This is a genomic window from Halobellus limi, from assembly GCF_004799685.1.
Lineage (GTDB): Archaea > Halobacteriota > Halobacteria > Halobacteriales > Haloferacaceae > Haloquadratum > Haloquadratum limi.
This window is the reverse complement of sequence record NZ_CP031311.1, coordinates 2236794-2257064: the sequence shown is the minus strand read 5'-3', so window position 1 is coordinate 2257064 and position 20271 is coordinate 2236794. Positions and strand designations below refer to the sequence as shown.

The 20271-nt window shown below is 69.8% G+C and carries 21 protein-coding genes; 9 read left to right on the top strand and 12 right to left on the bottom strand.

Annotated elements, in window-relative coordinates; genetic code table 11:
* The first annotated feature begins 31 nt into the window (after window positions 1-31).
* Entirely contained in the window at window positions 32-1060 is a 1029-nt protein-coding gene (locus DV707_RS11125; protein ID WP_103991631.1) for an aldo/keto reductase, read from the top strand.
* Between the two features lie 31 nt (window positions 1061-1091).
* Here the strand turns inward: DV707_RS11125 and DV707_RS11120 are convergent, their stop codons facing one another.
* On the bottom strand, window positions 1092-1322 hold the full coding sequence (locus DV707_RS11120; protein ID WP_103991632.1) for a SelT/SelW/SelH family protein: 231 nt from the start codon (window positions 1320-1322) through the stop codon (window positions 1092-1094).
* A 101-nt stretch (window positions 1323-1423) separates the two neighbouring features.
* Here DV707_RS11120 and DV707_RS11115 point away from each other — a divergent pair, with 101 nt between their 5' ends.
* A complete protein-coding gene (locus DV707_RS11115) occupies window positions 1424-1633 on the top strand; it encodes a hypothetical protein (RefSeq protein WP_103991633.1) in 210 nt (69 codons plus the stop codon).
* A gap of 34 nt (window positions 1634-1667) precedes the next feature.
* On the opposite strand, the gene DV707_RS11110 is transcribed toward DV707_RS11115, so the two are convergent.
* Both DV707_RS11110 and cyoE read right to left on the bottom strand, forming a co-directional pair.
* Window positions 1668-2348 (bottom strand): DUF7546 family protein, encoded by a 681-nt coding sequence (locus DV707_RS11110; RefSeq protein WP_103991634.1) that lies wholly within the window; start codon window positions 2346-2348, stop codon window positions 1668-1670.
* A gap of 2 nt (window positions 2349-2350) precedes the next feature.
* The gene (gene cyoE / locus DV707_RS11105) at window positions 2351-3757 is read right to left on the bottom strand and encodes a heme o synthase (RefSeq protein ID WP_103991635.1); all 1407 of its coding nucleotides are present in this window, start codon (window positions 3755-3757) and stop codon (window positions 2351-2353) included.
* A gap of 157 nt (window positions 3758-3914) precedes the next feature.
* Between cyoE and coxB the strand changes: the two genes are divergently transcribed.
* Entirely contained in the window at window positions 3915-4625 is a 711-nt protein-coding gene (gene coxB / locus DV707_RS11100; protein WP_103991636.1) for a cytochrome c oxidase subunit II, read from the top strand.
* 302 nt (window positions 4626-4927) lie between these two features.
* On the opposite strand, the gene DV707_RS11095 is transcribed toward coxB, so the two are convergent.
* Together DV707_RS11095 and DV707_RS11090 are read right to left on the bottom strand one after the other, a co-directional pair.
* Window positions 4928-5386 (bottom strand): adenylyltransferase/cytidyltransferase family protein, encoded by a 459-nt coding sequence (locus tag DV707_RS11095; RefSeq protein WP_103991637.1) that lies wholly within the window; start codon window positions 5384-5386, stop codon window positions 4928-4930.
* Window positions 5383-5898 (bottom strand): Mov34/MPN/PAD-1 family protein, encoded by a 516-nt coding sequence (locus tag DV707_RS11090; RefSeq protein WP_103991638.1) that lies wholly within the window; start codon window positions 5896-5898, stop codon window positions 5383-5385. The genes DV707_RS11095 and DV707_RS11090 overlap by 4 nt, the downstream gene beginning before the upstream one ends.
* Window positions 5899-6078: 180 nt before the next feature.
* Here DV707_RS11090 and DV707_RS11085 point away from each other — a divergent pair, with 180 nt between their 5' ends.
* A complete protein-coding gene (locus tag DV707_RS11085) occupies window positions 6079-8004 on the top strand; it encodes a DHH family phosphoesterase (RefSeq protein WP_103991639.1) in 1926 nt (641 codons plus the stop codon).
* Between the two features lie 61 nt (window positions 8005-8065).
* Here DV707_RS11085 and DV707_RS11080 read toward each other — a convergent pair whose 3' ends face one another.
* A complete protein-coding gene (locus tag DV707_RS11080; RefSeq protein ID WP_240728553.1) occupies window positions 8066-9862 on the bottom strand; it encodes a phospholipase D-like domain-containing protein in 1797 nt (598 codons plus the stop codon).
* 73 nt (window positions 9863-9935) lie between these two features.
* Window positions 9936-11264 carry a HEAT repeat domain-containing protein gene (locus DV707_RS11075; protein WP_103991640.1) on the bottom strand — a complete coding sequence of 443 codons (1329 nt, stop codon included), beginning with the start codon at window positions 11262-11264 and terminating at the stop codon, window positions 9936-9938.
* A gap of 114 nt (window positions 11265-11378) precedes the next feature.
* Here DV707_RS11075 and DV707_RS11070 point away from each other — a divergent pair, with 114 nt between their 5' ends.
* The gene (locus DV707_RS11070; RefSeq protein WP_103991641.1) at window positions 11379-12242 is read left to right on the top strand and encodes a class I SAM-dependent methyltransferase; all 864 of its coding nucleotides are present in this window, start codon (window positions 11379-11381) and stop codon (window positions 12240-12242) included.
* 23 nt (window positions 12243-12265) lie between these two features.
* Here the strand turns inward: DV707_RS11070 and surE are convergent, their stop codons facing one another.
* From surE to DV707_RS11055, 3 genes are all read right to left on the bottom strand, one after another.
* Window positions 12266-13069, bottom strand: a complete 804-nt coding sequence (gene surE, locus DV707_RS11065; protein WP_103991642.1) for a 5'/3'-nucleotidase SurE — start codon at window positions 13067-13069, stop codon at window positions 12266-12268.
* A 182-nt stretch (window positions 13070-13251) separates the two neighbouring features.
* Entirely contained in the window at window positions 13252-14712 is a 1461-nt protein-coding gene (locus DV707_RS11060; protein ID WP_103991643.1) for a small ribosomal subunit Rsm22 family protein, read from the bottom strand.
* A complete protein-coding gene (locus DV707_RS11055; protein ID WP_103991644.1) occupies window positions 14709-15521 on the bottom strand; it encodes a prephenate dehydrogenase/arogenate dehydrogenase family protein in 813 nt (270 codons plus the stop codon). The genes DV707_RS11060 and DV707_RS11055 overlap by 4 nt, the downstream gene beginning before the upstream one ends.
* A gap of 297 nt (window positions 15522-15818) precedes the next feature.
* Between DV707_RS11055 and DV707_RS11050 the strand changes: the two genes are divergently transcribed.
* Window positions 15819-16322, top strand: a complete 504-nt coding sequence (locus DV707_RS11050) for a hypothetical protein (RefSeq protein WP_103991645.1) — start codon at window positions 15819-15821, stop codon at window positions 16320-16322.
* A 163-nt stretch (window positions 16323-16485) separates the two neighbouring features.
* On the opposite strand, the gene DV707_RS11045 is transcribed toward DV707_RS11050, so the two are convergent.
* Window positions 16486-17724 carry a M24 family metallopeptidase gene (locus tag DV707_RS11045; protein WP_103991646.1) on the bottom strand — a complete coding sequence of 413 codons (1239 nt, stop codon included), beginning with the start codon at window positions 17722-17724 and terminating at the stop codon, window positions 16486-16488.
* Between the two features lie 154 nt (window positions 17725-17878).
* Here DV707_RS11045 and srp19 point away from each other — a divergent pair, with 154 nt between their 5' ends.
* From srp19 to DV707_RS11030, 3 genes are all read left to right on the top strand, one after another.
* Window positions 17879-18160 (top strand): signal recognition particle subunit SRP19, encoded by a 282-nt coding sequence (gene srp19, locus DV707_RS11040; RefSeq protein WP_103991647.1) that lies wholly within the window; start codon window positions 17879-17881, stop codon window positions 18158-18160.
* A 2-nt stretch (window positions 18161-18162) separates the two neighbouring features.
* On the top strand, window positions 18163-18390 hold the full coding sequence (locus DV707_RS11035) for an H/ACA ribonucleoprotein complex subunit GAR1 (protein WP_103991648.1): 228 nt from the start codon (window positions 18163-18165) through the stop codon (window positions 18388-18390).
* 76 nt (window positions 18391-18466) lie between these two features.
* Window positions 18467-19543 (top strand): presenilin family intramembrane aspartyl protease PSH, encoded by a 1077-nt coding sequence (locus tag DV707_RS11030; RefSeq protein ID WP_103991649.1) that lies wholly within the window; start codon window positions 18467-18469, stop codon window positions 19541-19543.
* An 89-nt stretch (window positions 19544-19632) separates the two neighbouring features.
* On the opposite strand, the gene DV707_RS11025 is transcribed toward DV707_RS11030, so the two are convergent.
* Window positions 19633-20145 (bottom strand): PUA domain-containing protein, encoded by a 513-nt coding sequence (locus DV707_RS11025; RefSeq protein ID WP_103991650.1) that lies wholly within the window; start codon window positions 20143-20145, stop codon window positions 19633-19635.
* Window positions 20146-20271 lie beyond the last annotated feature (126 nt).

Here is a 20271-nt window from a genome sequence, read left to right as displayed (position 1 = left end):
CGTTTTTGAGCGCGGCCGGTCTCTCTCCGATATGAGCCTCGACTACCGACGACTCGGATCGACCGGCACGAAGGTCTCGGAACTCTGCTTCGGCACGTGGCGCTTCGGCCGCGAGACCGACGGCGTCGTCGAGACGACGAAGGGCGAAGCCCACGAGTTGCTCGACGCGTTCGTCGACCGTGGCGGGAACTTCATCGACACCGCGAACGTCTACGGCGACCCGAACGGGCGCAGCGAGTCGTGGATCGGCGACTGGCTCGCCGATCGGGACCGCTCGGACTACGTTCTCGCCTCGAAGGTGTACTTCGGCTTCGACCCCGACAACCCGAACGGGTCGGGCCTCTCTCGCACGCACGTTAGGAACCAGATCGAAGGCACGCTCGACCGCCTCGGCACCGACTATCTCGACCTCTACTACATCCACCGCTGGGACGAGGAGACGCCCATCGAGGAGACGCTCGCGACGCTCGACCGCCTCGTCGAGGAGGGGAAGGTGAACTACCTCGGCGCGTCGACGATGGCGGCCTGGCAGCTCACGAAGGCGCTGTGGAAATCCGACGTCCACGACTGGGAGCGCTTCGAGGTCACCCAGCCGCTGTTCCACGCCGGCTACTACGAGGACATCAAGGAGTACCTGGACGTCTGCGGCGACCAGGAGCTGGCGGTCTGCCCGTACTCGCCGCTCGCAGGCGGATTCCTCACGGGCAAGTACGAGCGCGCCGACCCCGACGACCCGACGCAGGTGATCGCGCCCGACGGCTCCCGAGCGTCGATCGACGAGCGCTTCGACGAGTTCTACCTCTCCGAGCGCGGCTGGCACGTCCTCGACGCGGTCAGGGAGGTCGCCGAGGAGGTCGACGCCTCGCCCGCGCAGGTCGCGCTCCGCTGGCTGATGGACTACCCCGACGCGACGGTCGTTCCGATCGTCGGCGCGCGGACGGTCGACCAGCTCGACGAGAACCTCGGCGCGGCCGACGTGGACCTTTCTACCGCCCAGTGGGACCGCATCTTCGAGGCCCGCTACGACGAGGAGGGGCGTCGCTGGGGCCACCGCGACTGACCGCCTGTCGGTCGCGGGATCCTCTCTCCCTTCAGACCTCCTCGCGAACGCGCCGCGTGATCGCGTCGACGTCGTAGTCGTCCTCGGCTTTGTCCCAGACGACGTCGCCGTCGACGGCGACCGTCAGGACGCCGTGGTCGCCGGTAACCAGCGCGACGCGGTCCAGCCGGTCGCCAAACTGTTCGAGGAGCGCGTGCTGGATCTCCTCGGCACGGTCCAGAAAGCCGCAGGGGACGCAGTACTCGATTTCGATGGTGGACATCGGTTCGGGGTTGGTGCCGGATTCCGTTAAGCACGTCGCGCTCGCCGGCCCGACTCGCGGAGACACCTTTTTACCCGTCGGATGCTAACTACTAACTTGGTATGTGTTACCACCCGCTGCGGCGAGAGGCGCTGGCGAGGTTGGAACACGAGACTGGCCCGACGGAAGCGACGACCGACCGAACCGATCCCGAAATCGACCGAACGGACCCGGCGGACCGACGCGACGACCCCGAGCGCGTTCCGGACCCCGACGGCGACGACCCCGACCCGGAGACGGTGCAGCGTCCCGAACCGGTCGGATTCGCCTGAGACGCGCGCCGCGGCCGTCCGACCCCGGCCGCGCTCACTCCTTTTGACCGAAGTGACCGCCGACGAACGGCCGCCAGTACAGCAGCGCCACGGTGAGGAGAAAGACGACCGTCGAGATGTCATAAGAGAAGTCGAACGTGGCGGCGACGACCGCCGAGCCGCCGCCGAGGACGCCCGACAGCAACGACGCGAGGATCGGCCACGAGCAGGAGACACAGGAGAACAGGCCGACGAGGCCCGAGACGGCCGCGCCCGAGGCGTCGATCACGGTCGCGTACACGAGGTACGCCAGCGCGGCGTAGCCGACGACGCGGGCGGGCATCAGCACCAGGGCGGCCCACGGCGACGAGAAGACGGGCGCCGGTCCCCACCCCGGCGCGAGCGTCGCCAGCCGGACGCCGAACTCGCCCGCGCCGGGGCGCATCGCGGTGACGACGACGCCGCCCGCGACGGCGAGCGCGACGAAGTAGAGGAGGGCGACGGCGGCCGCCCGGCGGCGCGTCGACGCGTCCGCGGGGGCCGGTTCGGTCTTCCACAGGACGAGCACGCCGACGAAGATCCAGAGGAGGCCGTAGAGCGCGTACCGCGGCTGCGTGATCGAGATGCCCGCGAGCAGGGCGTACGCCACGGCGAGCGCGGCGAGGGTGTTGCCGACGAGCGCGCCGTAGAGGAGGTCCCGGACCTCGACTCGGGACGCGGCGTTCGCGACGCCCATCGTCACACCACCAGCGCGTCGACGACGACGGCCAGAAGCAGCGCGCCGAGGTACGCGTTCGAGGCGTGGAACGAGCGGAACGCCGCGGACTCGGTCTGCTCGTAGTGCAGGCGGACGGCGAAGTAGAGGAACAGGCCGCCGAAGACGACGCTCGTGAGCGCGTACAGCAGCCCGAGCGCCTCCATCGACGCCAGCGCGCCGGCGGCGACGAGCGTCGCGGCGAGGTACCACAGCACGTGCTTTCTCGTCTCGGTCTCGCCGCGGACGACGGGCATCATCGGGAAGCCGCCGCGCTCGTAGTCGTCTTTGTACGCCAGCGCGAGGTTGTAGAAGTGCGCCGGGGTCCACAGGAAGATGATCGCCGCGAGCGCGAGGCCGCCGAGGCCGACCTCGCCGGCGACGGCGACCCAGCCGATGAGCGCCGGGAGCGCCCCGGCCGCGCCGCCGATCACCGTGTTCTGGACGGTGTTCGGCTTCAGGAGCAGCGTGTACACGACGCTGTAGAAGACGATCGCGGCGACGCCGAGAACGGCCGCGAGGGCGTTCACCCACGCGAACAGCGCGATCGACCCGGCGGCCAAGAGGAGTCCGAACGCCAGGGCGTTGCGGACCGGGACGAGGTCGGTCGCCAGCGGCCGGTCGCTGGTCCGCTGCATTCTCCTGTCGATGTCGCGCTCGAAGACGTGGTTGAACGTGCCCGACGCGCCGATCGAGAGCACGCCGCCGCCGAGCGTCGCGAGCACGACGCCGACCGTCAGGCCGCCGGTCGTCGTCGCCGCCAGCGCCATCCCCGCGGCGGCGACGAGACAGAGCAGCCACATCAGCCGCGGCTTGGTCAGCCGGAGGTACGCTCTCGCCGTCGCGACGAGTCGCTCCCGGCGGCCGCTCGGGAGGTCCGGTTCGTACGTCGTCTCCAGCGGCGGGTCCAGGTCGACGCTGTCGACCGGATCCTCGTCCGGATCGCCGGTCTCCGTTTCCAACGTCCACGCGAGGGCGGCCACCAGCGACCCGAAGATCGCCATCCCGGCGGTCAGGTGGACGGCCGAGAGGGTCGCGTCGGCGCCGCCGATCGCGACGAAGGCGCCGAGGGCGGCCTGAACCGGGTAGAGGACGCCGGCGATCACCATCGCGCCGAGAACGCGCCGTTGGACTCCGGCGCGGACGCCGACGACGAGCGTCGCGACGCCGAGCGCGCCGACGGCGACCGCCGCGAGACGGTGTCCGAGGGCGAGCCACCCGACGGTCGAGGTCGGCGTCGTCCACCCGTCGCCGCAGGCCGGCCAGGCGGCGCACGAGGCCGCCGCGTCGGTCAGTGCCGTCGTCGCTCCGACCAGGAGGAGGAGATAGACGCCGATGGCCGTCGCAGCGAGCAGGCCGTGAAACCGGTTGTGAGTTGCGGTCGACGCCACGAATTACACCTACGCCACGTTAGGAATCAGCGTACTTAGGAGCCCCGCTTTCGACCCCGGCGCCGCGGCGGTCCCCGCGGACCGTGGGCGTTTTCGATCGGGAACCGGATGGCGAAAGTCAGCAACTATTTACGTTCCTCTTCCTAACCTCGGATCGATGCGAAAGACGCGTTTGGCACTCGTTTCACTGCTCACGGTCCTGGTGGCGGGCCTCTTCGCGGACCCGGTCGCCGCACAGTCGTCCGCCAGCGCGGAGCTCATCAACGGGCTGAACGGGAAACTGCTGTACATCGCGATCCCGATCACGCTGCTCGTCGAGGGCATCCTCATTTACACGATCGTAAAGTTCCGAAACAACGACGATCCCTCGCCGACGAAGGAGAACCGTCGGCTGGAGATCACCTGGACGATCGCGACGGCGATCATCCTGCTCTTCGTCGGCGTCGCCTCCTACGGCGTCCTCGCCGACGAGAACGTCGCCGGCCCGCCGCAGGTCGAGGACGCCTCCGGCGACCCGGTCGTCGTCCACGCCGAGGCCTACCAGTGGGGCTGGGAGATGTCGTACCCCGAGGCCGGTAACTTCAGCACGGGGACCGAAATCGTCGTGCCGAAGGACCGCCCGGTCGTCATCGAGGTCACCTCGCGGGACGTGATACACGGGTTCCACGTCCCCGACCTGGCGCTCAAGGTCGACGCGATGCCCGGCCAGGTGAACACGATCAGGACCGTCCCGTACGAGGAGGGCACCTACCAGGGGTACTGCACCGAGTACTGCGGCGTCGCCCACTCGCAGATGTACTTCACCGTCGAGGTGGTCTCCCAGGAGGAGTACCAGGACTGGCTCGACGAGCAACAGAGCAGCGAATAGCGACCCGCGTCTCCTTTTCGACCCTCAGCCGGCCGCGACTCGTCCGCTCGCGACCGCAACTCGCTTGGTCGCCTGATCCGCCGGTCTGACTGTCCGCGATCAGAGCGGCGAAATCCCTCCGTGATCCGGCCGGTGAATGCTCCGTGATCCGGCCGATGGATGGTACCCTCGTGGCCGCGTAGATTTGCACTCGATTCGCCGCCGGGTTCCGAGCTATGGCGTCGATGTCGGAGAACTCCGAGTTATGGCGTCGATGTCGTCGGAATCAGACTCACACGGCGTCGACGTCGTCGGAATCAGACTCACACGGCGTCGACGTCGTCGGCCTCGGACGCTCGCGATTCGATGATCCGGTCGACGATCCGTCCGGTCGAGAGCAGTTCGCCCTCGTAGCGCGGCTCCCGCCCCGACGCCCGAGCCACCTCGCAGTCGATGCCGCGCCCCGCGAGCGCGTCGCGGATGGCGTCGGCGTCGTGGTGCTGGTCGTGACCCAGGACGATCACGTCCGGGTCGATGCGTTCGATCGGAACGAAGATGTCCTCCGAATGGCCCAGATGCGCCTCGGTCACGACTTCGAGCGCGTCGATGACGTCCCGGCGCTGCCGGTCCGGGAGGACCGGCGGTTCCTTGTGCGTGACGTTCTCCCGTCTGGCGACGATGACGTGCAGCTCGTCGCCCATCGATGCCGCCTCCGAGAGGTAGTGGACGTGACCCGGATGGATGATGTCGAAGGTCCCCTGCGCGACGATCCGACGGGTCACCGTCGCCGCCCTCCGGGGTCGCGGTACTCCTCCGAAAAGTCGACGTCGAGGTCCGCCTCGGTGAAGTCGAAGAACTCCTCGGGGTCGGGCAGGTCGACGTCCAGCACGTCCAGGTCGCGGACGTCGCCGTTCTGGTCGAACGCCTTCCAGTCGGTCGGTCCGTAGGGGTGCCCGAGGATGATGTGGACCTCGCCCTGTCCGAACGTGTCGAGGTCGGCGTCGCTGGGACGGAGGACGCCGTTCGGGTGCGAGTGGATCGAACCGACCGCCCGGCGGTCGTTCGGGATCATGTTGTTGTCGACGGTGGCGCTCACCGGGTTCGAGCGCGTGCCGGGGATGATCATCACTTCCGTTATCACGGTTCCGGACCGGTCCAGATCGAAGTTGCGGGCGTCCTCCCCGCGGAGGAACCCCATGTACTCGTCGGGGTGCGTCTCCTGGGAGGCCTCCCGTGCGAAGTCGAGCGCGTCGGCGGCGATGCCGAGCACCTCACTCGACCGGAAGAGTCGCATACTCGGAGTCGGGTTCGTCGCCTTCTAAAGGTTTCGAGGGACGGGCCAGCAGCCGTCTCGCCGACCGCGAACCGACCGACGGTTGCCGTTCGAAACCGACCGGGAGACGGCCGCTGTCAGCCGGAGCCGCCTCGGCGGCGATTGTAAAGTCTTAACCGCGACGCAGCACTGTTCGGCAGTATGACCGCCGACAACGCCGGGGATTCCGGCGGCGGGTCCGCTCCGGATTCGGAGGGCGACTCGCGACCGATCGTCTACGATCTCGCACCGAACTGCACGTCCGAGGACGTCGAAGCGGGCGCCAACTACCACGCCGTCGTCAACGGCGTCGTCGAGTACGGCATCTTCGTCGACGTCTCCGACGAGGTCTCGGGTCTCGTCCACGAGTCTAACCTCGATCGATCCTACGAGGTCGGCGACCGCCTGACGGTGACGCTCGAAGAGGTCAAGGAGAACGGCGACATCGCCTTCGACGTCTTCAGGGAGTCCACGTACCAGACGGTCGTCGTCGATCACGAACCGGATCTCACGCCCATCGCGGGGCTCGAGGCCGGCGACTCCGTCCACGTCGAGGGACAGGTCGCACAGATCAAACAGACCGGCGGGCCGACGCTGTTCCGGATCGCCGACGAGACGGGCATCGTCTCCGCGGCGGCGTTCCGCGAGGCGGGCGTCCGCGCGTTCCCCGCGGTCGAACTCGACGACGTCGTCCGCGTCGGCGGCGACGTCGAGTCTCACGACGGATCGGTGCAGATCGAAGTCGACTCGCTGACTCGACTCGACGGCGACGCGGCGGCGGAGACGCGCGAGCGTCTCGACGCCGCCTTCGAGGACCGCGCGACCCCGGCGGACGCCGACCCGCTCGTCGAGTGGCCGGCGTTCGAGAAGCTCCGCGACGACCTCCGCGACGTCGCCCGACTGCTGCGGCGGACGGTGCTCGAAGGCCGGCCGATCCGCGTCCGACACCACGCCGACGGCGACGGGATGTGCGCGTCGGTACCGGTTCAACTGGCGCTGGAGAACTTCATCGAGTCCGTCCACGACGACGCGGACGCCTCGCGACACCTCATCAAGCGGCTCCCCTCGAAGGCGCCGTTCTACGAGATGGAGGACGTCACGCGCGATCTCAACTTCGCCCTGGAGGGCCGCGCACGCCACGGACAGCGCCTCCCGCTGCTCCTGATGCTGGACAACGGCTCGACAGAGGAGGACGTCCCCGCCTACGAGAACCTCGCGCACTACGATATGCCGATCGCGGTCGTCGACCACCACCACCCCGATCCGGAGGCCGTCGAGGACCTGCTGGACGCCCACGTCAACCCGTACCTCTACGACGAGGACTACCGGATCACGACCGGGATGATGTGCGTCGAACTCGCGCGGATGATCGACCCCGACCTCACCGACGAACTGCGGCACGTCCCCGCGGTCGCCGGACTCGCCGACCGCTCGAAGGCCGACGCGATGGAGGAGTTCATCTCGCTGGCCGAGGCGGAGGGCTACGACCGCGAGCGCCTGCTCGACGTCGGCGAGGCGCTCGACTACGCGGCCCACTGGCTGCGCTACAACGACGGCCAGTCGCTCGTCAACGACGTCCTGAACGTCGGCTGCGACGACGAGGAGCGCCACGAGGAACTCGTCGAGTTCCTCGCGACCCGCGCCGAGCGCGACGTCGAACAGCAGATGGACGCCGCCGCGTCCCACCTCGAACACCGACGGCTGGAGTCGGGGGCGCACCTCTACACCGCCGACCTCGACGAGTGGGCCCACCGCTTCACCTACCCGGCGCCGGGGAAGACGACCGGCAAACTCCACGACCGGAAGGTGAAAGAACACGGCGAGCCGGTCATCACGATCGGATACGGCCCCGACTTCGCCGTGCTCCGCTCCGACGGCGTCCGACTCGACATCCCGCGGATGGTCGAGGAACTGAACGAGGAGGTCGGCGGCGGCGGCGTCTCCGGCGGCGGCCACCTCGTCGTCGGCTCGATCAAGTTCGTCAAGGGGATGCGCGAGGAGGTCATCGACAGCCTCGTCGAGAAGATGGCCGACGCCGAACTCGACGAGGACCTCTCCTCGCAGGCGGTCGTCGACACCGAGATCTGAACGGGGACGACCGACCTCCGAGCGGGGACGATCGGCGCCCGAGAACCGCGACGGTCCCGCCTCACTCGAACCTCACCGCCCGTCGGAGCGCGATCCCGGCGAGGGCGACGCCCGAGAGCGCGCCCAGCGCCAGCGTCGTCTTCGTCTTCCAGCCCGTCTCTTCCTTCCGGTCGGTCGACCGCTTCCAGTCGGCCGCGAACGCCTCTCCGTAGTAGGCCGCCGACTCCGACCCGTCGAGCGCGAGGACGACCTCCCGGTTCTCCGTCGTCGCGTGCGCGTTCCAGTTGAGACTCCCCACGAGGACCGTCTCCCCGTCGACGACGGCCCCCTTCGCGTGGACCTTCCCGAACCGGTCTCCCGGCCGGGCGATCCGCGCCTCGATCGGGAGGCCCCGCTCGCGGAGTTCGGCCGATCGCTCGACGACCGCCCGGTTCGACTCCTCGTCGTACCACGCGTTCGAGAGCAGGATCCGGACCCGAACGCCCCGCTCCGCGGCGTCGACGAGCGCGGCGAAGTACGCGCCCCCCGGGTCGAGCCGCGGGGAGAGCACGTCGATCCGCTCCGCTGCGCCTCCGACAGTCTCTCGAACCGCGCCGCCGGCGTTTCCGGGTGCCGTCAGCACCCGTACCTCGTCGACGTCGACCGCCCTCGGCTCGAACCGGGGGTCGTACGACCCCGTCGCCGGCGACTCCTCGACGAACGACGCGTTCGCCCGATGCCGCCGCCACGGCACGGCGTCGATGCCGTCGGCGTCGTGGGCGAACACGGCGGCGAGTTCGTCGGCGGTCCGAGCCGAGCGGACCCGGACGCCCCATCCGCGGCTGTCGCGACCGCCGGTTCCCGACGGCTTCCAGTTCTCGGTCAGCACGAGCGCCGCGTCGTCGGCGACGGCGTACTTGGGATGGTGGAACGCGAATCTGGTGTGCGGGCCGGCGATCACGCGGACCTCGACGCCGCCCGCGACGAGGCGGTCGAGTTGCTCGCGCTGGGACGTCGTCATCCCGCCGACGGGGCCGCCCTCCAGCAGCACCCGAACGCGGACGCCGCGGTCCGCGGCGGCGAGGAGAACGTCGGCGACGCGCGGAGAGGAGAACGTGTAGCCCGCGAGCAGGAGCCGATCGTCGGCGCTCGCGAGGGTCTCGATCGCGACGTCGGGGGCGTCGGGGAGCACGAACGCGGTGGCGTCGGCCGGCCCGGTCGAGACGACCGGACGCGTCGTCAGCCCCCGCGGCGTCCACCGACCGGTCGTCGCGTTCAGCCGTTCTCCCTCCGCCGCGCGGTCGTACGCGAGTCGGTCGACGACGCGGTCGTCGCGACGGAGCACCAGTTCCTCGCCCGCGTTCGAGAGGTAGAGGCCGGCCTCGACGACCGGCACGTCGACGAGGCGTCGGGTCGCGTTCGGACTCGCGGAGAGGGCGACGACGCCCGCGGGCGGAACGTCGACTGTCCCCTCGCCGTCCGAGAGCGTGAGGTTCTCGGTGCCCGCGGCGTCGACGACGACGTACTCGCCGACGTCGTTCTCGGCGACGGGGTCCGGGAACGCGGCGACGATTCGCGGGGCCGCGGTGGAGCCGTTGGCCGTCGACTGCGCCGCATCAACCGTCGACTGCGCCGCATCAACCGTCGACTGCGCCGCATCAACCGTCGACGGCGCCGCTTCCACCGTCGAACCGCGCGCTTCGGCGGCATCCGTCACGGGAACGCCCGCGACCGCCGGAACCCCGGCGAGCGCCGCGACGCTCGCGAGCAGCAGGAGACAGCCGAGAACGCCGACGCGGTGGCTCCGAGGAGAGACGGCGCGCCCCGGTCGAGGCGCACGGACGGAAACGGCGTCTTCGTTTCGTCTGTCGGGTGGCACGGGCCGTCTGGCCGCCCGATCCTATTTGAACCTACGTCGAGTCGGAAGCGACGGCGAGCCTCACTGCCGGCGCCTACGCGGTCGGCGCTTCCGCGTCGGCGTCGCCATCTCCGAGCGCCGCCGCGGCGAGGTCGGCCTCGTGCTGGACGAGGTAGGAGCGCTCGTCGGTGTACTCCGCGGCGGTTTCGAGGGCGTCTTCGGTCCCGATCTGTCGCAGCGCCCACGCGGCGGCCGCGCGGACGGTGTCGCTTTCGTCCTCTGCGAGCGTGTCCGAGAGCGGCTCGACGGCGCGTGTATCGCCGATGAGCCCCAGCGCGCGGGCGACGTACGGCCGCACGTTGTCGTTGTCCATCTCCAGTTTGTCCGCGATGGTCTGCGTCGCCTCCGTCGACCCGATCTCGCCGAGCGCGCGGAGGGTAACCTTCTGGAGGCCGGGGTCCGAGTCTGCGTCGACGTACTCGATCAGCGTCTCGACCGCCTCCTCCGCGCCGTCGCCCATCCGGCCGAGCGCCTTGATCGCCGTCTTGTCGCGGCGCTGGGCGAGCTGGTGCATCTCCTCGAACGCCTCCGGGTCGGCCATCCGCACGAGGGCGTCCATACAGTGCTCCTGCATGAACTCCGACTGGAGGCTGTCCTTCGCGAGCAGGATCATGTCGACGCGGCCGCGCTTCTCCCACTGCTTGAGCGCCGACAGCTCCGGCGGGTAGTCCTTGTAGTGCCCGAGGACGTCGTAGAAGCCCTCGGCCATCAGCTGCTCGTTGGTCTCCAGGTCGTCCCACTCCTGGGCGTCTTCGAGGCCGGACTCGAGGCCGTCTGTCGCTTCCAGGAGGGACGCGATGGTGTCCGCGTCCTCGTCGGCGTCGAGGTCGGCGTCCTCGATGGCCGAAATCGCGGCGTCGAGCGCGGCGACGAGCGCCGCTTCCTGTTCCTCGCCGCTTTCGTCCTCGTCGACCGCGACGTCCGCGTCGAGCGTGTCGTTCACGTCGTCGGCGAACGCGGCGACGACGTCGACGATCTCCCCGGCGCCCTGCTGGGTCCAGCGCGTGTCCGTCAGCTTCGATCTGGCGGCCTCGACATCGTCGACGACGTCGCTTGCGTAGGGGCCCCGCTGGGATTCGAGGTCGTCGCGGAGGTCCGAAACGCGCGATTCGAGCTCCTCGCGCGGATCGTCGGCGTCCTCGTCGTCCTCGTCGGGTTCCGGCAGATCCGCGGATTCGAGGTCCGACTCGATCCCGTCGAGATCGGACTCGACGTCGTCGAGGTCGGCCTCGGTCGCCGCGTCCTCCAGGGCGGACTCGACGTCGTCGAGGCGTTCGTTCAGGGTGTCGGGCGTCACGTCCAGTTCGTCTTCGGACGCCGCCGCGTCGGAATCAGCGGCCGTCTCGTCGTCCCCGTCGCTCATATGCCTGATATCCGTCCGTACCCGAAAAGAGCGTTTCCCTTCTCTCCTCGGACGGCGTCCGCCTCCGAACGGCGACCACGGCGTTATATCTCCCTCCGGCCGCAACGTCCCCCGATGACTGCTCCGAACGAGGAGTCGGGGACCGGGGCCGAATCGGATGCGGGAGCCGAAGGCGATCGAGACGCCGACTGGGACTCCGAGGCCTACGACGGCTCGCACGCGTTCGTCTACGAGTACGGCGCCGACGTCCTCGACCTCCTCGACCCGCAACCGGGCGAGCGGATCCTCGACCTCGGCTGCGGCACCGGCCACCTGACCGAGCGCATCGCCGACGCGGGCGCGGACGTCGTCGGCATCGATCAGTCCGCGGAGATGGTCGAGACGGCCCGGGAGACGTATCCGGAACTGGATTTTCACCGGGCCGACGCTCGGTATTTCGACGTCCACGATTTCGATGTCGACGATTTCGACGCCGGCGACTCCGACCGCTCGGGCCCCTTCGACGCCGTGTTCTCGAACGCGGTGTTACACTGGATCGACGACCAGGACGCCGTCCTCGACTCGGTCACCGACGCGCTGCGTCCCGGCGGGCGCTTCGTCGCCGAGTTGGGCGGTTCCGGCAACGTCGCCGCCATCGTCGACGCCGTCCGAGCGGAACTGGACGCGCGCGGTTACGAGCCCCCGTCGGCCCCGTGGTACTTCCCGACGGTCGGCGAGCACGCGACGACGCTGGAGGCTCACGGCTTCGAGGTCCGCTACGCGAGGCTGTTCGATCGGCCGACGGAACTCGACGACGGCGAGGACGGGATGGCCAACTGGCTCGGGATGTTCGGCGATCGGCTCCTGGGGGCGGTGCCGGCGGACGAACGACCGGACGTCGTCGCCGCCGTCGAGGACCGGCTCCGCGAGGATCTGTACGACGACGGCGTCTGGACGGCCGACTACCGTCGGCTCCGATTCGTCGCGGTGCTGGAGTGAGGCCGTCCTTTTGATAATAGCGGCTAGACCGTGTCCAGGTACGTCTCCGCGAGCGCATCGAGCGCCTCGTGCCGCTCGGTCGTGTGCGGCGCGGTCAGCGGCGAGACCGACACCCGCCCCTCGACGACGGCGCGGCGGTCCGTCCCCGCCGGGTCCGGGAGGTCGTCGCCGCGCATCCGCTCCCAGATCCCGTCGTGGAGGGTGACCGTTCCGTTGCCGTCGTGCTCGGCCGTCATCTCGTACAGCGTCGACGGGGTCGTGATCTCGATCGGCGCGGGATCGCCGCTGTCCTCCGCGAGCGGCGCGTTGACGTTGAGGTACTCGGCCTGCTCGAAGACGCCCGCGCCGAGCGCATGCCGGAGCAGATACGTCGTCGCCCGGGTCGCCTCGCGGAAGTCCTCGACTTCCGTCGCCTGCTCGTGCCAGGGGGTGTCGCCGCCGCCGGGGACGTACAGCGAGGTGGCGATCGCCGGCACGTCGAAGAAGGCGGCCTCGACGGCGGCGCTGACCGTCCCCGACCGCCCGAGGACGTACGCGCCGAGGTTCGCGCCCTTGTTACAGCCCGAGACGACGGCGTCGACGTCGGGACAGAGCGATTCGAGGCCGGCGACGACGCAGTCGGCGGGGGTCCCCTCGACCGAGTAGCCGAGTTCGTGCTCGCGGACGCTGACGTCAGCGGAGAGTTGTCGCCCGACCGCGCTCTGGTCGTCCGCGGGCGCGACGGCGGTCACGTCGGCGAACTCCGAGATCCCCTCGTACAGCGCGCGGAACCCGACGGCGTCGATCCCGTCGTCGTTCGTCAGGAGGACGGAGAGCGATTCGCTCATACCGCCCTCTTCGTCGGACGGGGGAAATGTGTACCGCTCGGGCGCCTCCGCCCGCGGCTCTCCGCGATTGGGACCGGTTCACGCGGTCAGTAACCGGCACCCGCTCACGCGCTCGCTGTCCGGCACCCACTCACGCGCTTCCCGTTCCTCACCCACTCACGCGCTCGCCGTCCGGGACCCGCTCACGCGACCCGCTCGACGAGCGTCTCGCCGTCGACGACGAGGTTGTAGGCGCCCTCGTCGTCGTTCCACAGACAGAGCACGTTCTCGAAGGCGACGACCTCGCCGTAGTCCGCGAGGAGCAACGCCTCGTTCAGCGAGTCGCGGACGGTCGAGACGGCGTAGTGTTCGACCGCCTCGCTCCCGTCGCCGATCTTGAACAGCGGGTTCGCGTCGTCGCCGTCGGTCAGGTCTCGGCTCAGTTTGACGGCGAGGAGGTCGATCCGGTTCGTGACGTGGCGCTCCGTCTCGGCCATCTTCGCGTGGCGGTCCGGGTCGGCGCGCACGTCGGTCCGGCGCGCGCCGTCCGGGCGGAGGACGAAGTAGGAGAACTGCACCGTCTCGTTTCTGAACGTGCCGTCGCCGGGCGTGCGACCGGACTCGTCGGTCTCTCCGTCGGGGTCGTCCGCCTCGCCCGCCTCGTCGAGGCGGCGCTGGAAGGCCGGTGCTTCGATGTCGGAGCGGCGGTCGAACGACCAGCCGCGATCCGAGGGCGCCTCGCCGGGCCACAGCCGGAGCGTCGGCGCGTAGACGGAGACGGCCGAGTCTGCGGGCGCGAGCGCGCGCTCGACCTCCCGGAGTCCGATGCTCGTGTTTCGATCCGCGGGCGCGAGCGCGAGGAACGACCCGTCGTCGGCGACCGCGTCCAGGTATCGGGCGGCGACGGCCTCGGGGTCGTCGAGCTCGGACAGCACGTTGGCGAAGACGACGAGATCGATTCCCTCGCCGTCGGCGACCGACTCGGGGTCGAACCCCTCTGCGGTCTCGCGGTGGATCGTCGTCCGGAAGTTCCGGCCGGTCTCGCCCAGCACTCGGTCGAGCACGTCCGCCGCGGCCGACGGTTCCACGGCGTGGTAGTCGACGACGGCGTCCTCGGGGAGGTAATCGTGGAGGCCCAGCGCGGGTCCGCCCGCGCCCGCGCCGACGTCGAGCACGCGGAGCGTTCGGGGAAGCCGGTCCCGCTCTGCGAGGTCGTCGAGGACGTACCCGATCGCGGCGTAGTAATCGGGGAGGTGATAGATCGCGTACCCGAGTGCGGCCGTCTCGTCGTACTCGACGGGGTTCCCCCGGTAGTAGTCCTCCTTGAGCCGACGGATCACGCCCCTGAGCCGGTCGCCGCTCTCGCCGCGGTGCCAGTTCGCCCCGTAGCGTTCGACGAGCAGGTCCTCGACGGCGAACGCGTACGTGTCGGGGAACGTGTCGGGGGTCCATCCCGGCCGCGGCGCGGGGTCGTCGCTCACCGGGACGAACGTGCCGTCCTCGCGTTCGCGCAGGCGCAGGTCGTACGCCTCCTCCCGGAGCGTCTCGCGGACGACCGCCGGGTGCGGCGTCCCCTCGACGTACTCGTGGATCTCCTCGGGGTCGACCGGGCGCACGTTCCGCAGGTACTTCGCGTTCGACCGGACGGCGTCGCGATCGATCACTGCCTGTCGCCCCGCGCTGTCGCGTCGCCGTCTCCCGACACGTCGTCGGTGTCCGCACCTTCGAGGCGGCGACGCCGCCTGTCTCTCGCCTCCTCGTACAGTCGATCGAACGCCTCGCCGTCCGCCTCGGCGATCCGGGACGCGGCGGCCGCGACCGCGTCGGCCCCCTCGAAGGACTCCTGGATCTCGCGGTAGACGCGCGGCGTCCCCTCGGTCACGGTTCCGACGAGGTCCGAGAGCGCGCGCGAGACGGGCGTCGCGAACTCCTCGCGCACGTCCTCGGCGGCCAGCGCGTACGCGAGGATCGCGGTGTGAGCCCCCGCCTGAACCGTCTCCATCGCCGAATCGTGCTCCTCGGGGTTCGTCTCGAAGACGCGGTTTCCGGCGTCGTCGATGGCGTCGAGCGCCGCGTCAGTCACCGGACCCGGAGCGTCGACCACGGCCGCGACGTTTCCGGGCGCGTTCTCCGGGGCGAAAAGCGGGTGCAGGCTCACCCGTTCTCGGTCGGGCAGGTGCTCCCGCATCGCAGCCACCGGATCGGCCATCACGCCGGTGACGTCGAGCATCGCGCGCGAGGCACGGTCGGCGTGCGCTTCGATGGCGTCGCGCGCGGCGGTGATCGGCACGGCGATGCAGACCGCGTCGAACGTCGACGTCGTTTCGAGCGCGACCGCACGCCCGCCCACGGCGTCGGCGGCGGCGCTCGCGGCGTCCGGGTCCCGATCGGCGAACGCGACGCTGAACTCCGTTTCGAGCGTTTCGCCGGCCCAGCGACCCATCGCGCCGGCCCCGACGACGAGTACCTCCATCGCCGCTCACTACGCGGCGCCGCAATCAAAAGGGGTTCGATGCCGGAGTCGGCTCTCTCCGTGCGGCCGCCGATCCGGTCCGAAAATATCGACTTTGATACTCGGGAGCGTACGTTTATTGGGCCGGTCGCTAGAGAAACGCCGGGGGAAAGGAATCTGCGCCGCCGTGACACCGACCGGTCGATCGAGTCGATAGTGGTCTCCGCCGACGCCCGGGTACCCGCACTCGGCCACGCAGGAGGCGAATGCACGCTTAACAGCCGTATAACAATACGCGCGTAAGGACAGCAGTTACTGATGAAATTTCCCACGGTCTCCGGGAGAGACACGCAGGGGCGTCGGGTGACCCTGCCCGACGACCTCGACGGAGAGCAGACGCTGCTCGTCGTCAGTTTTCACCTCCGCCAGCGGTCGCTCGTCGGATCCTGGCGCGGGTTCGCGGCCGAACTGTGTGACCAGTTCGACCACTTCGCGTACTACGAACTCGTCGTCGGCAGCCAGGGGGGGATGCTCCCGCCGACCTCCACGGGCGGGATGTCGCCGACGAACGCCAGACAGCGCGTTCACGACAACACGATCCTGCTGTCAGTCAACAAGCAGGCGTTCCAGCGCCAGCTCGGCCTCCTCGGCGAACAGACCATCTACGCGTTCCTCGTCGAGGACGGACACGTGGTCCGTCAGGCCGCGGGCGTGCTCACGCCCGAGACCGGCGAGGCCCTGGAGTCGCTGCTCGAAGCGTACCGAGACGAGAAGAACCGGCAATCGAACGGGTCGGAGCACGCCGGCGAGTCGTCGGTCTGATACTGAGTACTCTCGTCTCTTCCCGCCGAGCGCCGTCAGCAGAGGTGGCGCTCGGCGGTACAAAGTGAGAGTAATCGGTATGAGGCGACTCGAACGCGGTCGCCCCGAGCGGTTTCGGAACCCGTTCTGCGGAACTCCGGCGGTAAGATCGGCTTAATCAGCCTCAGATCTGCAGTTCTATCGGCTGGTTCGTCAGGTTCTCCGAGCCGTCCTCGGTGACGACCACCAGGTCCTCGATGCGCACGCCGCCGACCTCGGGATCGTACAGCCCCGGCTCGACCGTGACGACGTGGCCCGGCTGCAGCTCGTCGCCGTCGGGAGACAGCCGCGGCAGTTCGTGGACGTCGAGTCCGACCCCGTGGCCCGTCGAGTGGATGAATCCGGTCTCGCTCTTCGGATCCGAGCGGAGGGTCGGAAGGCCGGCGTCCTCGTAGACATCACAGACGATATCGTGGACCGCCGCGCCGGTCACGCCCGGTTCGATGGCGTCGACGGCGGCGACGAGCGCCTCGTGGGTCAGATCGAACCACTCGCGGATCGTGTCCGTCGGCTCGCCCTTCACGAAGGTCCGCGTCATATCCGCGTGGTACTTCGTCTCCTTCGAGCGCGGGAAGATGTCGACGATGATCGGCTCGTCGGGCCGGAGCGGACCGCTCCCGCGGTCGTGTGGGTCGGCGGCGTCCGAACCGCAGGCGACGATCGTCTCGTCGAGCGCACAGCCGTGGCGGAGCAGCGTGACCTCGATCTCCTCGCGGACGCGCTCGCTGGTAAGGACGTCTCCGTCGACCGCGAGCGCCCGGTCTCCGGCATCGCTCTCCCCTGCTCCGTCCCGCTCGTTCCCGGCGCCTCCCTTCGCCCCGCCCGCTTCGACGACCTCCGCCTCCCGAAGCAGGTCGGCGGCGGCGTCCATCGCCGCCTCGTTGGCGCGCTGAGCCGCGCGGACGTGCTCGATCTCTTCGTCGGTCTTCCGCGCGCGCACCTCGGTCACGACGTCCTCGGTTTCGGGCGCGACGGAGACGCCCCGCTCGCGGAGCCGGTCCGCGGGGCCGAGCGGGAAGCGCTCCGGCGTCGCCACGCTGTCGACGCCGCGGTCGTCGAGCCACGCCGCGACGACGCGGGCCTTCGCCGCCCTGGGTCCGTGTTCGCCGGCCAGCGACCGGTAGTCGTAGTCGGCCAGCCGCGACACGTCGTCCGCGCGGCTCTGTCTGTTCGCGCGGCCGTACTCCAGCGCGGAAACCAGAAGCGCGGTCGTCTCGGGCGTGTAGAGCGTCACGAACGGGTCCGGCGCGTCGAAGCCCGAGAGGTACCGCTGGGTCGACTCAGAGCTGTCGGCGTCGACGAGGTAGCCGTCCAGGCCCCCCTCGTCGAGGTACTCGTCGAGCGGCGAGAGATCCGGGTCCATACGCGGTGGTCGCGGGCGGGCGGATAAAGAATGTCGGCTCGGCCCGCCGGCGACCGCGTGGCTCGACGGTCGACGACCGTCGTTCGTCGATCGCGACCGCCCGCGCCGCGACGGGACCACAACCGTATTACGGGCGCGTCGCGGTCGTTGGACTATGGCTGTCGAGAACGTCATCTGGCCGCGCTACCTCGACGCGTCCGTCTCCCGCGAGGACGGCCGTCGGGTCCCGCTCGACGACGCCGTCGAGGAGCCGACGGTCGACGAGATCGCGCAGGCCGTCCAGCAGATCGGCTACGACGCCGTGATCGAACGCGACGTGACGCACCCGCAGGAGTGGGACGCCCGCGGCCGCGTGCTCGTGAAGGGTGCCGAGGATTCGACGAAGAACGACCTCGTGCAGGCGGTCGCCGCCTACGTCGGGATCCTCCGGGACTGACGATGCAGCGCCTCGGAACCGTCTCGCGGACGGCGCAGAACCTGCTCATCGTCCGCTGCGACGACGCCGACCGCCCCGACATCGGCGCGCAGGCCGTCGACGAGTCCCTGTCGACTGTCGGCCGCGTCGTCGACGTCTTCGGCCCGGTTTCGCGCCCCTACGTGGCCGTCACGCCCGCGGGCGACGTTCGGCCGGCGTCGCTCGTCGGACAGCGGCTGTACGCGCGCTGAGCGATTCTATGTACGACGCCGGTCCCGAACGGACCGAAACACAATCCCCATAGTGGGTCGGTCGTAACGGCCGCCTATGCGAAGACGCGTCGCCGCCGGCGTCGGGTTCGCCGCCCTGTTGTTCCTCCTCGTCCAACTCGGCGCGCTGGCGCTCGTCCCGACGTTCTACGAGTCGGGCTATCAGACCGTCGAAGACCCCTCAGATCCCACGAACAGTCTCGTCTATATCGTCGCGATCCTCGTCGCGACGGCGGCGATGCTCGCGGCGTTCAAGTTCGACCTCGACTGGGTCGTCCGGGCGTTCGTCGTCCTCGCGGCCGCCTCGATCTCGTGGTACGTCTTCTCGGTCCTGCTCCCGCCGCTGGCGGCCGTCGGAGCCTCGATCGCCCTCGCGGCGCTGCTCGTGATCCACCCCGAGTGGTACGTCATCGACGCCGCGGGCGTCGTGATGGGCGCGGGGGCCGCCGGACTGTTCGGGATCAGCTTCGGGCTCCTTCCGGCCATTCTGCTGCTCTCCGTTTTGGCCGTCTACGACGCGATCAGCGTCTACGGCACCGAACACATGCTCGAGTTGGCCTCGGGGGTGATGGACCTGAAGCTCCCCGTGGTGCTCGTCGTGCCCACGACGCTGTCGTACTCGCTGCGGGACACCGACGCCGCCGAGACGGTGGCCGACGCGGGCGGCGACGCCGCGGGCGATGACGAGATCGAGTCCGGCGCTGACGTCGTGGACGCTGACGAGGTCGAGGCCGACAGCGACGCCGAGAGAGACGACGACCGCAGCGCGGACGTCGGCGGCGATGCGGACGCCGACGTCGACAGCGACGCCGACGAGGACGCCGGCGACGTCCGCGACGCGTTCTTCATCGGCCTCGGCGACGCCGTGATGCCGACGGTGATGATCGCCAGCGCGGCCTTCTTCCTCCCGGCGTCGCTGACGCCCTCGCTCGGAGTCGCGTGGCTCCCGGCGCTGACGCTCCCGGCGCTGACGGCGATGCTCGGGACGTTCGCCGGACTGTTCGTCCTTCTGTGGATGGTTCTGAAGGGGCGCGCCCACGCCGGCCTCCCGCTCCTGAACGGCGGCGCGATCGGCGGTTACTTGCTCGGCGCGCTCGCGAGCGGCGTCCCGATCCTCACCGCGCTCGGGCTCTGAGCCGGCTCGTACTGATTACGCTCACTGTTCACCGCCGAGCGCCGTCAACGGGGATGGCGCTCGGCGGTACGAGACGGGAGTGATCAGTGTCAGTCGTCGGCCTCCGCTTCGTCGTCCGCGCCCGCACCGTCGCGGACGTGGACGGCCATCCCCGTCTCGAAGTCCGCCATCGCGTCGGCCGAGAGCTCCGCGCGGCCGACCGCGACGACGGTGTCGTCGTCGAGGACGACCGCCACCTCGTCGCCGGGTCTGACGTCGGGGTCGACCGCCCGGACGAACTTCGCGAAGGCGTTCTTGCCGTCGCGGACGAACGGCTCGCTCTCCTCGCCGACGACGACGCGAGCCGCGGGGCGGTCGAGCGCGTCGATCAGCCGTCGCCCGCCCGCGATGCCGAGGGTGAACCGACCGTCGGTCCCGTAGGAGACGATCCGGCCCTCGGGGGCGACGATCTGCCGCGGTCGCCCGCCCGTCGAACGGTGCACCGTCAGCGACTCGTCGTCGTCGCTCGGAAACAGCGCCTCGCCCGCGCCCGATCCGAACTGGTAGTCGGCGACGGTTCGCAACTCCGGCATCGTCTCCCCGTCGCCGTCTGCGTCGCTCATACCACCCGCTTCACCGCGGAGCGGCAAGACGTTCGCGGTACGGAGACCGCCTTCTGCCCCGTCGTCGGGGCGGTCGAGCGGGTGCCTCCGCCGACCTATGCGCCGCGTTCGCACAGTCTCTCGACT